Source organism: Acinetobacter sp. G18, from assembly GCF_052660225.1.
Window position 1 is genome coordinate 1042644 of sequence record NZ_CP109658.1, and the last position, 13661, is coordinate 1056304.

The following is a 13661-nucleotide window of genomic DNA, read 5'->3' on the forward strand; positions in this document are numbered from 1 at the left end:
TTGACTCCATTAATAGCAAATTACGCATATTTATAAAAGAGAGAGAACTGTGAACGAAAATCAACCTTTCGATTTGGTCACTCATTACCAGCCAGCGGGTGATCAGCCACAGGCAATTGAAAAACTGGTAAATGGCGTCGAAAAAGGTTTTCGTAATCAGTTACTGTTGGGTGTGACTGGTTCCGGTAAGACCTATACCATGGCAAATGTCATTGCCCAAACACAACGGCCAACTATTGTGATGGCGCACAATAAGACCTTGGCAGCGCAGCTCTATGGTGAATTTAAAGCCTTTTTCCCAAATAATGCAGTTGAATACTTCGTAAGTTATTACGACTACTATCAACCAGAAGCTTATGTTCCGTCTTCAGATACGTTTATTGAAAAAGACGCAGCAATTAATGACCATATTGATCAAATGCGTTTATCGGCAACACGTGCTTTGTTAGAGCGTCGTGATGCAATTATTGTTGCTTCTGTATCTGCTATTTACGGTTTGGGTGACCCAAATGCTTATATGCAAATGTTATTGCATGTGGTGCAGGGTGATCGAGTGAGTCGAGACGAAATTATTCGCCGTTTGGTTGAAATGCAATATACACGTAATGAGCTTGAGTTCTTACGTGGTACCTATCGAATTCGTGGCGAAATTATTGACATTTTCCCAGCTGAATCGGACCAACACGCAATTCGTATTGAGCTTTTTGATGATGAAGTAGATTCAATTCGCTGGTTTGATCCACTCACCGGTAAGATGGTGCGCAAAGTACCACGTGTAACGATTTATCCGAAAAGCCATTATGTGACGCCAAAAGACAATTTAACACGTGCGATTGATACCATTAAGGATGAACTTCAAGACCAGCTTAAGTTCTTCCGTGAACATGACAAGTTACTTGAAGCTCAGCGTATTGAACAACGTACTCGTTATGATTTGGAAATGATGCAGCAGTTAGGCTATACCAATGGTATTGAAAACTACTCTCGTCATTTATCGGGCCGTCCAGCAGGTGAAGCACCACCGACATTGTTTGATTATGTGCCAGACGATGCCTTACTTATTATTGATGAATCGCATGTAACGGTTCCTCAGATTGGCGCAATGTATAAAGGTGACCGTTCACGTAAAGAAAACTTAGTGAATTATGGTTTCCGTTTACCAAGTGCGCTTGATAACCGCCCTATGAAATTTGAAGAGTGGGAGCGTATTGTTCCAACCACTATATTTGTGAGCGCAACGCCCGCTAAATATGAATTGGAAAAGTCAGAACAAGTGGTTGAGCAAGTTGTTCGTCCTACAGGTTTGATTGATCCAGAAATTGAAGTTCGCCCAGTACTTACTCAAGTCGATGATGTTCTTTCTGAAATTAATATTCGTAAGAATTTAAATGAACGTGTATTGGTGACGACTTTAACTAAACGTATGGCGGAAGATTTGACGTCTTATTTAAAAGAATATGGCGTTAAGGTTGCTTATTTACACTCAGATATCGATACAGTTGAGCGTGTCAAAATTATTCATGAGTTACGTACAGGTGTATTCGACGTTTTAGTCGGTATTAACTTGCTTCGTGAAGGCTTGGATATGCCGGAAGTTTCTTTAGTTGCTATTTTAGATGCAGATAAAGAGGGTTTCTTACGTTCAGAACGTTCACTTATTCAGACCATTGGTCGAGCTGCCCGAAATGTGAAAGGTAAAGCAATTTTATATGCAGATAGAATTACCGATTCTATGCAAAAAGCAATTGATGAAACCGAGCGCCGTAGAGCCAAACAAATTGAGTTCAACGAGCTACATGGTATTACACCTCGTAGTGCTGTTCGTCAGGTCATCAAAGAAATTGATTCAGGTGAAGTGCTTTCAGATGATCAAATTGATGAGAAGGTATTAGAGCAGGCAAAAGCACTGAGTGCCGATGATCGACATATTCTTTCTGATCCTAAACTGTTTAGTAAACATATTACTAAGCTTGAGAAAGAAATGTTAAAGGCATCTAAAGACTTACAATTCGAGCAAGCTGCTCGCATTCGTGATGAAATTGTTCGTTTAAAAGCGCAAATGTTGCAATAAATGGATACATAACACTACATGATTTGTTTAAAAAACAAGCTACTGTAGATGTTTAAGTTATTTTTGTATTCACAACTAAAAGTTGAGGGCAACAATGGCATTTCGAAAAAATGTTCCGCAAGCCAGTTGGCGCTTGGCAAAAATTGCATTGGGCGGGATTGTTCTGACTGGCTTAGCCGTTGGAACATATGCCTACGCCCAGCAAAAACCGCTACCAACTGTCGATAAAGTTGAATTAGACCGTTATTTAGGTGTGTGGTATGAAGTCGCACGTAAACCAGCTTTTTTTCAAAAAAAATGTGCTTACAACGTATCTGCAACATATACCTTAAATGAAAATGGAAATATTGTTGTAGATAACCGTTGTTATGATAATCAAAAACAATTACAGCAATCTATTGGTGAAGCATTTGTAGTGAATCCACCATATAACACTAAACTAAAGGTTAGTTTTTTACCTGAGGCTGTAAGATGGATACCCGTAATTCGTGGTGATTATTGGATTTTAAAACTGGATGAAGACTATCAGACTGTTTTAGTTGGAGAGCCTTCCCGTAAATATCTTTGGGTATTATCTAGAACGCCACATCCTAAAAAAGAAGTAGTTGATGAATATCTGAATTATGCAAAAACATTAGGATTTGATATTCGAGATATTATCCACGCTGAGCACAAAGAGTAAAAAATTGCTCAAGGAAAAACCATGTGAAGACATGGTTTTTCCTTTTGTATAGTGGATAAATCAAGTATTGTATCGCTTCATTTTTATTGAAGTATAAAGAGGTTGGTGATGTTAAAAGGCGTGATTTTCTCTGTCATGGCATCATTAACTTTCGGTGTGCTTTATTTCTATACCCAATTACTCGGCCAACTTGATAGTGAGCAGACGTTTGGGTGGCGTATTATTGCGACTTTGCCATTTTTAACTGTGTTTATGTGGTGGAGTGGTGACTTAAGTCATATTAAAAATATCTATCAGCGTGTTTTGGCAAACCCCTCTTTTCTTTTATTGCTCATCACAACCTCTGTGTTGACTTCGGTACAGCTATGGCTCTTTTTGTGGGGGCCAATGCATGGGCGTGGTTTACAAGTGTCTTTGGGATATTTCCTTCTACCGCTTGTATTGGTGTTAGCTGGTAGTGTGCTATATGGCGAAAAAATATCAAAATTTCAGTGGGTCGCTATTATTCTGGCTATAGTTGGGGTAGGTCATGAAATTTTTCGCTTAGGAAGTATTGCTTGGGAAACTGCTTTAGTTGCCATTGGTTATTCAGCTTATTTCTTATTACGCAAGAAAATTAAAACCGATAATTTAGGTGGTTTTTGGTGGGATCTTGTGATTATTACGCCTGTAGCGATTTATCTGACACATACAGGTGTATTGCCATATGCTAAACTTATAGATCAACCAACCCTTGCTTTGGTCATTGTGGGGCTAGGGGTGCTTAGTGCTATAGGTTTAGGAAGTTATATATTGGCTAGCCGTTTTTTACCCTTAGTGGTATTTGGGTTGCTCGGATATCTAGAACCTGTATTGCTTGCTTTGGCGTCGTTGGTTTTAGGTGAAAGTATTGGTCGAGAAGAGTGGTTTACTTATATTCCAATCTGGTGCGCTGTTTTTGTACTTGTTTTAGAAGGTGCTTTTCATCTTTATCAACAGCAGCAAAAAGCCAAAAATTTGCAGTTGAATATCGAAAAATATCAAAAAAGATTAAAAAATGATGCTCATCATTAGAGCATCAGAATCCAAAAAGTAAGAAAAAGCAAAAATTTAGCTGCTTTAAACAATAAGATAATAAAAAATAATTATAGGTATTTTATGAATTTATGATGAATTTTAGGAAAATCTAGCTACTAACGTCAGCTTTTGATTCATTCTTGCCAATAATTCCATTACAATTACGGGGTTTAAAAAATCACGCCTAGATATAATTAATTAGAGGACGTATCTGTGAGCAAAGACACTATCATCGCCCTGCATGCTGAACACCAAGGTCGTTGGAAAAACCGTGAAGAAATCGCGGAACGTATGATTGCATTAATCGGTCAATTATACCGTGAAAAAAATATTGTCGTATCTGTTTACGGTCGCTCTTTAATTAACCGTTCTGTTATTCAAATTTTGAAGACTCACCGTCGTACACGTGTTGTAGATGTTGAGCTTTCTGTTGTAAATACATTCCCAATTTTAGAAGCTTTAGCAAAAGTTGAAAACATTGGTTCTGCAGAAGTTGATATCGGTAAACTTGCAGTTGAATATAAAGAAAAAGGCGGTGATGTTGACGCGTTTGTTGCTCAAGCAGTTGAGTCAATTAAAGGTAGCGCAACTTCTGAACAACCAAAAGACGTAGTTCTTTACGGTTTTGGTCGTATTGGTCGTATCTTAGCTCGTTTAATCATTAGCCAATCAGGTTTAGGTCGCGGTTTAAGCCTTAAAGCGATTGTTGTTCGTAAGTCTTCTGACGGTGACTTGGCGAAACGTGCTTCTTTACTTCGTCGTGACTCTATTCACGGTACTTTCGCTGGTACAATCTCTGTTGATGAAGAAAACGAAGCAATCATTGCGAATGGTAACTTCATTAAAGTCATCTATGCATCTAGCCCAAGTGAAGTTGATTACACTGAATACGGTATTGAAAACGCGCTTTTAATCGACAACACTGGTAAGTGGCGTGATGCTGAAGGTTTAAGCCAACACTTGAAATGTCCAGGCGTTGCACGTGTAGTATTAACTGCACCAAGTAAAGGCGAAATGAAAAACGTTGTATTTGGTGTAAATAATACTGACATCTTAGATGAAGATAAAATCATCTCTGCTGCAAGTTGTACAACAAATGCAATCACTCCAATTCTTAAAGTATTGGATGACAAATATAAAGTTCTTAATGGTCATGTTGAAACAGTTCACTCATTTACAAATGACCAGAACTTAATTGATAACTACCACAAAGCTGATCGTCGTGGTCGTGCCGCTACATTGAACATGGTTATTACTGAAACTGGTGCTGCTAAAGCTGTTGCTAAAGCATTACCTGCATTAAAAGGTAAGTTAACTGGTAACTCTGTACGTGTTCCAACGCCAAACGTATCTCTTGCTATTTTAAACTTAACACTTGATAAAGAAGTTGATCGTGAAGAAGTGAACGAATACATTCGTCAAATCTCGATTAACTCTAGCCTTCAAGGTCAAATCGGTTATACCAACTCTACAGAAGTGGTATCAAGCGACTTTATCGGTTCTCGTACAGCTGGTGTATATGATGCTCAAGCAACGATTACTTCTGGTAACCGCTTAACTGCATATGTTTGGTACGATAACGAAGTAGGTTATAGCTGCCAAGTATTACGTATTGCTGAACAAATGTGTGGCGTAAGCTATACAAAAATTCCTGCAGAAACTAATGCTTAATTTGATTTAACGTTAGATAAAATATTGTGACAAAAAGACCCAGTTTAGACTGGGTTTTTTTACAACCGTACAAAATATATGCTGATTATTTTTTAAAAATCAATGAGAATAGGATTTAAGGAACAAAAAGAAATAGTAAAAGGGATTGGAATTGCAGCAGTTTAAAAGATTATTAATCGTCTTCTTTTTTATCATCATCGCGAATATATGTGGTGTACTCATCGCCATTTGGGTTTTCAAGCATTTTAATATTTATATCCCGCTGAAAAACCAAGCTGTGGCGATTGATTTACAAGAACCTTTGCAGGTACAGGTTAAAGTCAAAGATGCCTTAAATGTAGATGTAAAGGGTAGAGTAAATGCGAATATTCCTATTAATGAAAAGTTAACCATCCCTCTCACACAGACGTTAACCCCACGGGTCTATTTCGATAATATGGTGCCAATTAGCACTGTTATTCCAGTTAAAGAAACATTAAAAGTTGATCAAAGCCTCCCAATAGATACTAAAGTTCAAGTCAGAGTATTAGGTAAGGACATCACTTTGCCATTAAAAGGTAATATTCCATTAAAGCTTGATGTACCTATTGATATTCAAGTACCACTCGATCAAAAAGTTCATTTGAAGTTTGATGCTCCAGTTAAAACAGTTTTAAAAGAAGATCTTCATATTCCTCTAAATGCTCAATTAAAGACCAATATTCCGATTCAAGGTAGTTTGAATGTACCTGTAAAAACTGCTTTAAATGCTTCAGTAGATGTTAAAAATACTTTGCCAGTTAAAATTGAGCATGGTGAGTTAAAAATACCTTTATCAAGTATGAGCCTTAATCGGGTTAAAGCCGATAATGCTACATCTGTACCTGATCAGAACCAGAATAAGTAGGAAGGTGACTGATGCTTGGTTCAATAAAAAGTATGCTGATCAGTTTTTTTCTGATTATGGTACTCACGGCAATTTTATTTTGGCTTTATTTAAATATACAAGCTTCAGTTGTAGTGTCTGCACATGAGTCGGATATTCGTTTACCGGAGTCATTAGAGACAAAAATTCATGTTGGTAATAATTTACAGGTACAGTCTATAGGTAAACTTGATACCTCAATTAAGATTGATCGTCAGATTTCGGTACCGTTAAAGGGAAGGTATTTGGCTGATTTGCAGTTTGAAGTCGAGACGCCAATTACAGTAAGTGTTGATTATGCGACAACTCTGAAAGTTGATCAGGTTATGCCTTTGGAAACAACTACCGATTTAATTTACCAAAATAAGTTATTACCTAGATTTCCATTAAAATTAAATATTCCTATTAATCTTGATATTCCATTTCAGTTAAAACGTAGTTATACCATTCCCGTTAAAATTGCTTTTAATGGTCCAGTTTATTTTGAGTTTGATGAATCGGTAAATTTACCAGTTAAACATCAGTTTAATCCAAGTTTGAAAATTAATGATGCAATGGAAATGGGCAATATCTCAAGCTTTAATGCCATTATGTATAACTCTGTACAGCACACAAAAGCGAATTTAGATATGAAGATGGATTTGCCTTTACGCAATGTTCATCCATAAGGGATCAATGCATAAAAAGCGACTCTGATCAGCTTTAAACTTTTATCAATATCAAAAGATATAGAATAAGACCTAGGAAAGTTGAATTCTCTCGATTTTCTATTCGAGAATTTTATGAAAATATGGCAGAATAGGGGGTTTTAGAGTTTTTAGAGGATTGGCAAATGCGCTTTGTTGATGAAGCAGTCATTACCGTAGAGGCTGGCGACGGTGGCAATGGCGTAGCCAGTTTTCGCCGTGAAAAATTTGTACCATTTGGTGGCCCAGATGGTGGTGATGGCGGACGTGGTGGAAGTATCTATATTCAAGCTGATGATGATACAAGTACCTTAGTCGATTACCGTTACACCCGTAAATTCCGCGCTGAGCGTGGTAAAAACGGTGCAGGTGCTAACTGTACCGGACGTGGTGGTGAAGATGTGGTTTTAAAGGTACCTGTAGGTACAACAATTGTTGATACAGATTCTGGCGATATTATTGGCGACTTGGTTGAAGACGGCCAAAGAATTCTGGTTGCAGGTGGTGGTGAAGGTGGTTTAGGTAATACTCACTTCAAATCATCAACTAACCGTGCTCCACGTAAATGTACGACTGGTATAAAAGGTGAATTTCGTGAAATTCGTCTTGAGTTGAAAGTATTGGCGGATGTTGGCTTATTAGGTATGCCAAACGCTGGTAAATCTACTTTCATTCGTGCTGTAAGTGCTGCAAAACCGAAAGTAGCGGACTATCCATTTACCACTATGGTTCCAAACTTAGGTGTTGTAGATGCTGATCGTCATCGTTCATTTGTAATGGCCGATATTCCAGGGCTTATTGAAGGTGCGGCAGAAGGTGCAGGTCTAGGAATTCGTTTCCTTAAACACTTGGCACGTACTCGTATTCTTCTACACATTATTGATGTGCAACCAATTGATGGTTCAGATCCAGCGCATAATGCAAAAGCAATTATGAATGAGTTGGCTAAGTTTTCTCCTACTTTAGCCAAACTACCAGTTGTTTTAGTACTCAATAAATTGGATCAAATTGCTGAAGAAAGTCGTGAAGAGTGGTGTCAGCACATTCTAGACGAGTTGAAATGGACTGGTCCTGTCTTTAAGACCTCAGGCTTATTAAGCGAAGGAACAAAAGACGTTGTGTATTACTTGATGGATCAGATTGAACAACAACGCGAACGCGAAGTTGAAGATCCTGAATACGCAGCAGAAGTAAGAGCTTTCCGTGAACAACTAGAAGTTGAAACACGTGAACAAACCATTGCGGCAAAAGAAGCATATCGTGCGATGCGTCGAGCACAACGTCTCGAAAGTATGATGGACGATGATGATGATTTTGACGATGATGAAGACGACAATGATGTAGAAAGCATCTACGTTCGTGACTAAAAAATCGAGGAAAACATGATAGAAGTGGTCGATGGGCAACGTAAGCTCAGTGAGTGTAAACGAATCGTTGTTAAAATCGGATCATCTTTACTCACAGCAAATGGGCAGGGGCTAGATCTGGAAGCTATTTCGCATTGGGCGAAACAAATTGCAGATTTACACAATGCTGGACACGAAATTATTTTAGTGTCTTCAGGAGCTGTAGCAGAAGGTATGGTTCGTATGAAGCTTGCGAGTCGACCCACCGATCTACCCAGTCTACAAGCATGCGCCGCAATTGGGCAGATGGGCCTAATTCATACATGGTCTAGCGTGCTTGAAAATCATAGTATCCGAACAGCGCAAGTGTTATTAACACATGACGATTTGGCAGATCGCCGTCGTTATTTGAACTCATGCGATGCCTTGCAGAACTTGATTGACTGGCGTGTTATTCCGGTTATCAATGAAAACGATACAGTCTCTACTGATGAGATCCGTTTTGGTGATAACGATACCTTAGCAGCAATGGTTGCTGGCCAAGTACATGCTGATTTACTGATCATTTTAACAGATCAGCAAGGCATGTTTGACTCAGACCCACGCCATAACCCAGACGCAAAGTTGTTATCAACTGTGCGTGCCATGGACGATGTCTTATTTGAAATGGCTGGCGGTGGTGGGCTTCTTGGACGAGGTGGCATGGTCACTAAAGTTCGTGCTGCACGTTTAGCTGCCAAGTCAGGTTGTCCAACACTGATTGCTAGTGGTGAAAGTGACAATGTGTTGTCACGAGTAATGGCTGGTGAAATGTTAGGTACATTATTCACAACAGATAAAGACCGTATGACAGCACATCAACAGTGGCTTGCTGCACATTTACAAACAGCAGGTCGCTTGGTCATTGATGATGGCGCGGTTGACGCGATTAAATCAAAACATCGCAGTTTACTCCCTGTTGGGGTCAAAACTGTTGAAGGACATTTTGATCGTGGTGATGTGGTTGAATGTGTAGATAAACAAGGCAAACGTATTGCGGTTGGACGAGTAAACTTTAGTTCTCGTTCAGCTGAAATTATTAAAGGTCTTTCTTCAGACAAGGTTTACCAAGTACTTGGTGAAGCCCGTTCATTAGAAATGATTCATCGTGATCATATGGCGATTTATTAAGTTGTGATAAATCAAAAAAGCTCGCTTCATGCGAGCTTTTTTTGTGGTGTTAATGATGGCAAGATTCGATCTTCACCAACCATAAAAGGATGGGTGGCAAGGCTCAGCATATCTAAATCTTCTGAAGTATTACCATAGGCATAAATTTGATAATAATCCTGCAAAGAATATTGTTCATGTATTCTTAACTTCTTTTGTTCATTACTACAATCTGGCGTTGAATAGTAGCCCGTCATCATGCCATTTTTAATTTGAGTTTCAGTGCAAATTAATTCGATATCAAGTAATTTGCAAAGTGGAGCAAGATAAATATCAATTGAAGCTGAAACCAAGACTACTTGATCACCAAGTAACTGATGTTGTTGTAACTGTGCGAAGATTTCAGGTGAAAGCGTTGAGACGAGCTCTTGTGCATATTCTTCGCCTAACCTTTGCAGTTCAATGGCTGGAGTATTGCTAAACATACTACGAAAAAGTTTAGCTCGCATCGCATGAGCTGGATAAAAATTAAGATAATAGGCTTGAATCCATGGCAGGATTTTCAAGCCTTGCTTCACAATGTGGCGCTTAGATAATGCATAAAAGATGAACCCTGTAAAACTGTCTTTAGTGCACAAGGTTCCATCAAAATCGAACAGGGCGAGGTTTTTTATTATCTTATTCGTTTCGCTCGTTGCATACATGATTCATATCGTCCGTTTACGCGGGTTGCATACCAGTTAGTATTATAGTCACGACTTAATTTAGGCCCAGAAATGACCACTTGAGGCATCATGGCATAGATCGGTTCTTTGCCAGTTTTAGCCTTATAAAGTTTGGTTAATGCAATATAAGTTGTTGTACTTTCAAACTTTTTCTCTTTTTCTAACTTCAGATCATCGCGAAGTTGTCTTGGGGTAATTAAAACATTATTTGCAGTAAATAGTTTCATTAACTCTTTTTCTGACTGACTCTGAACCGCGAGTGGATCACCAGATTTATTGTAAAGTAATAAATCACCATCTAAAGTAAGTTTAGTATCAGTAAGGGCATCGAGCATGCTTTGAAAAGCAGCATTACGGCTAGAGTACATACCTGAGTTATAATCGGCAAAACGGTAAATGGCCTTATCATAGTCTGCTGGATATACCATCAAGCGGTGAATACCATAATATAGACCGCCATATTGCGTATAAAGATCATTTCTGAGGTCTGCAATATTCATGCTAGAACGCTTATGCGCTTTGGCATAATTAATATGAACTTGCATTGAACCCAGTGTAGTGATTGGATTCATTTTCTCACCAATATCTTGTCCAACCAGTTTGGCTGCACCCGTTAAAGCACTAACATGATAATGTTGAGTCATAAAATCAAAAATTTGACGATAAAGTAAGTCGAGATCTTTTTCAGTTTTGACTTTACGCATTTGACTCATGTAGTTGTTATCAGGAGAGGGCTGGGTTTTTAATACTTCTTCGAAGTAGCCTGCGACAGTACCACCAACTTTCTCACCAAGTTTGTCTTCAAACTTTTCATTTAAACGGGTACTGACTTCATCGACCGCTTTTTTACCAAGACCCGGTACTACAGGATTGGCAACAAAGTTAGATTCCTGATCTACAATCGCGACAATACTACAAACATTTTGCTTGGTTTTCGGAATCTTTAATTCCTGCATAATATCGTCAATATCTTTGGCCCATGACTCACGATCATGCACGCGCGATGGAATTAACTTTTTAATTTGTTGGCTTTCTAAATCGGGCTCATCATTTTTTGACCACCAGGCTTTATCTCCACAAGCAGCTAAACTCATGCATACGGTGACTACACCGAATGATTTTAATAAAAAACGGGAAGACAACGGTTTGTTCATGGCGAGGAAAGCACCTGCAAAAAAGATGAGCTGATCAAGCGGATGAAGTATACTATGTTGATCATGAATTGTATGAATATATATGTATATTGGTCCCTATCAACTGTCAAATAATTTAATTGTTGCTCCTATGGCTGGTGTAACTGACCGTCCATTTAGAACACTGTGCAAGTATTTTGGTGCGGGTCATGCAGTGAGTGAAATGATGACTGCCGACAAAACTTTGCGAATGACTAAAAAAAGTCTTTATCGTGCGAATTTTGATGGAGAATTGGCTCCTATCTCTGCGCAAATCGCGGGTTCTGACCCAGAACAGTTAGCTGAGGCTGCTCGTTATCAAGTTGCAAATGGGGCACAAATTGTTGATATCAATATGGGATGTCCTGCAAAAAAAGTATGCAATAAATTAGCAGGTTCAGCATTATTGCAAGATGAGGACTTGGTAGCTCGAATACTAGATACTGTTGTTGAAGCTGTTGATGTTCCTGTGACGTTAAAAACCCGTTTGGGATTTTTAAATGGCCAAGAAAATATTTTACGCGTGGCTAAACGTGCTGAAGAGGCGGGGATTGCCGCGTTAGCATTGCATGGCCGTACTCGTGAAGACATGTATTTAAATACAGCACGTTATGAATTAATTAAACATGTTAAAGAGTTAATCAATATTCCAGTAATTGCCAATGGTGACATTGATAGTCCTGAGAAAGCAAAATATGTACTGGACTATACTGGCGCCGATGCAATTATGATTGGACGGGCTGCACAAGGTCGTCCATGGATTTTCCGTGAAATTGCTCATTATTTAAAAACTGGTGAGCATTTGGCTGCTCCAAATATTGAAGAAGTCAAAGATGTACTTTTAGGACATTTGTCTGAGTTATATCAATTTTATGGTGAATATTCAGGATGTCGTATTGCTCGTAAGCATATTGCTTGGTACACCAAAGGCTTACGTTCGAGTAACGAGTTCCGTCAAAATATGTATAAAGTTGAAACTACTGCTGAACAAGCATTAGTGGTCGAGAGTTATTTTAATCAATTGCTTGCAGAAGGTAATTTGATGAGCGATGTTCAGGTTGAACAAGTTAATTTATTAGCTACTCACTAAAATAAAGCAACCAGTACACGACTGGTTGCTTAAAATCTTTATTTATTCATTATCTAACATTTCAACAACCAGTTGATTGACCAGATCAGAAGCGCCTAATTCGCGTATTTGTGCAACATTACTTCCTGCCCAAAATGCGCTAAAACCATAGTCATGGTGTTTACTCGCAAGAGCATTGAGTTGCTTTGCTAAATCATAAGCATAAGGGTATTCAGGTTGGAGGGGTCGAGTAGGTGAATCAATTTTGGTATGCCAATGGTTTAATAAACCGCGAGCTGGACGCCCAGAAAGGCTAGCACTAATTTGCGTTACAGGTTCAGTAAATAATGCTTTGCGATATTCAGCAGAAGCATTTGAAGTTTGGCATTGAACGAATGCTGTACCTAACTGGACTGCAGTTGCTCCTAAACTCAACATATGTTTGGCCTGCAAGCCAGTCATAATGCCACCCGCGGCTACTACTGGAAGCTTACAATGCTTCACAATCAATTGGACCAAGTCACTGGTTTTAATCGCTGCATCAAAAGTCTGGTTGAAAATTCCTCGATGTCCACCTGCTTCAATACCTTGAGCAATGATGATATCGATACCTGCTGCTTCAATCGCTTGCGCTTCAATCAGGTTGGTGGCCGAAACCATAGTCAAAATACCAGCTTCTTTCAAAGCTTTAATTTGATGCGGATGCGGAATACCAAAATGGAAGCTCACCGCTTTAGGTTTAGTTTCTAAAACAACATTTAAAAAGTGATCATTGTCTAAAAAACTTGGATAAATACAGTGCAACTCTTGAGGAGGTTGAACACCAAATTTTTCGAAATGAGGACGTAAATATTCAATCCATTGTTTTGCTTTTTCTAGGTTAAGTTCTGTAGATTGATGACAGAAAAAATTAACCTGAAATGAGTTTTCGGTGAGTGCTTGAGTTTTTAAAATTTGTTCACGTGCACTTTGTGGAGTATTTGCTCCCAAGCCTAATGATCCAAGGCCTCCTTGATTTGAAACCTCGGCTGCTAGTTCTGGTGTAGAAACGCCTGCCATGGGAGCCAGAAAAATTGGATGTTTAATTGCAAGTTGTTGTAATAGGCTCATTTTATTCACCTCATTTCTTT

Annotated in this window: 12 protein-coding genes; 9 read left to right on the forward strand and 3 right to left on the reverse strand. The window is 38.7% G+C overall.

Annotation, left to right across the window (positions count from 1 at the left end; genetic code table 11):
* Positions 1–49 precede the first annotated feature (49 nt).
* From uvrB to proB, 8 genes are all read left to right on the forward strand, one after another.
* Positions 50–2071, forward strand: coding sequence for an excinuclease ABC subunit UvrB (gene uvrB, locus NE363_RS04950; RefSeq protein WP_049065914.1), 2022 nt, complete (start codon positions 50–52; stop codon positions 2069–2071).
* A 94-nt stretch (positions 2072–2165) separates the two neighbouring features.
* Positions 2166–2753: a lipocalin family protein gene (locus NE363_RS04955; RefSeq protein ID WP_134261975.1), complete on the forward strand. Its 588-nt coding sequence runs from the start codon at positions 2166–2168 to the stop codon at positions 2751–2753.
* A gap of 105 nt (positions 2754–2858) precedes the next feature.
* Entirely contained in the window at positions 2859–3806 is a 948-nt protein-coding gene (rarD, locus tag NE363_RS04960) for an EamA family transporter RarD (RefSeq protein WP_445535943.1), read from the forward strand.
* A 216-nt stretch (positions 3807–4022) separates the two neighbouring features.
* Positions 4023–5480: a glyceraldehyde-3-phosphate dehydrogenase gene (locus NE363_RS04965; protein WP_019457677.1), complete on the forward strand. Its 1458-nt coding sequence runs from the start codon at positions 4023–4025 to the stop codon at positions 5478–5480.
* Positions 5481–5631: 151 nt separating this feature from the next.
* A complete protein-coding gene (locus NE363_RS04970; protein WP_077163209.1) occupies positions 5632–6366 on the forward strand; it encodes an MFS transporter in 735 nt (244 codons plus the stop codon).
* Between the two features lie 11 nt (positions 6367–6377).
* Positions 6378–7052: a hypothetical protein gene (locus NE363_RS04975; RefSeq protein ID WP_174739887.1), complete on the forward strand. Its 675-nt coding sequence runs from the start codon at positions 6378–6380 to the stop codon at positions 7050–7052.
* A 164-nt stretch (positions 7053–7216) separates the two neighbouring features.
* Positions 7217–8437, forward strand: a complete 1221-nt coding sequence (gene cgtA, locus NE363_RS04980; RefSeq protein WP_019457680.1) for an Obg family GTPase CgtA — start codon at positions 7217–7219, stop codon at positions 8435–8437.
* Between the two features lie 15 nt (positions 8438–8452).
* Positions 8453–9586, forward strand: a complete 1134-nt coding sequence (proB, locus tag NE363_RS04985) for a glutamate 5-kinase (protein ID WP_022575289.1) — start codon at positions 8453–8455, stop codon at positions 9584–9586.
* A 26-nt stretch (positions 9587–9612) separates the two neighbouring features.
* Here proB and NE363_RS04990 read toward each other — a convergent pair whose 3' ends face one another.
* Positions 9613–10269 (reverse strand): HAD-IB family hydrolase, encoded by a 657-nt coding sequence (locus tag NE363_RS04990; RefSeq protein ID WP_004700012.1) that lies wholly within the window; start codon positions 10267–10269, stop codon positions 9613–9615.
* Positions 10239–11444, reverse strand: a complete 1206-nt coding sequence (locus tag NE363_RS04995) for a DUF1615 domain-containing protein (RefSeq protein WP_191001281.1) — start codon at positions 11442–11444, stop codon at positions 10239–10241. Before NE363_RS04995 ends, NE363_RS04990 begins: the two co-directional genes overlap by 31 nt.
* Positions 11445–11526: 82 nt before the next feature.
* On the opposite strand from NE363_RS04995, the gene dusB reads away from it, so the two are divergent.
* The gene (gene dusB, locus NE363_RS05000) at positions 11527–12552 is read left to right on the forward strand and encodes a tRNA dihydrouridine synthase DusB (RefSeq protein WP_445535944.1); all 1026 of its coding nucleotides are present in this window, start codon (positions 11527–11529) and stop codon (positions 12550–12552) included.
* Positions 12553–12594: 42 nt separating this feature from the next.
* Here dusB and NE363_RS05005 read toward each other — a convergent pair whose 3' ends face one another.
* Complete coding sequence (locus NE363_RS05005) at positions 12595–13641, reverse strand: NAD(P)H-dependent flavin oxidoreductase (RefSeq protein WP_445535945.1); 1047 nt, start codon at positions 13639–13641, stop codon at positions 12595–12597.
* Positions 13642–13661: the final 20 nt, after the last annotated feature.

Coding starts and splice junctions, on each gene's coding strand:
- NE363_RS04955 (WP_134261975.1), top strand. CDS start 2,166: ATGGCATTTCGAAAAAATGTTCCGCAAGCCAGTTGGCGCTTGGCAAAA.
- NE363_RS04975 (WP_174739887.1), top strand. CDS start 6,378: ATGCTTGGTTCAATAAAAAGTATGCTGATCAGTTTTTTTCTGATTATG.
- cgtA (WP_019457680.1), top strand. CDS start 7,217: ATGCGCTTTGTTGATGAAGCAGTCATTACCGTAGAGGCTGGCGACGGT.
- proB (WP_022575289.1), top strand. CDS start 8,453: ATGATAGAAGTGGTCGATGGGCAACGTAAGCTCAGTGAGTGTAAACGA.
- NE363_RS04990 (WP_004700012.1), bottom strand. CDS start 10,269: ATGTATGCAACGAGCGAAACGAATAAGATAATAAAAAACCTCGCCCTG.
- NE363_RS04995 (WP_191001281.1), bottom strand. CDS start 11,444: ATGAACAAACCGTTGTCTTCCCGTTTTTTATTAAAATCATTCGGTGTA.
- dusB (WP_445535944.1), top strand. CDS start 11,527: ATGTATATTGGTCCCTATCAACTGTCAAATAATTTAATTGTTGCTCCT.
- NE363_RS05005 (WP_445535945.1), bottom strand. CDS start 13,641: ATGAGCCTATTACAACAACTTGCAATTAAACATCCAATTTTTCTGGCT.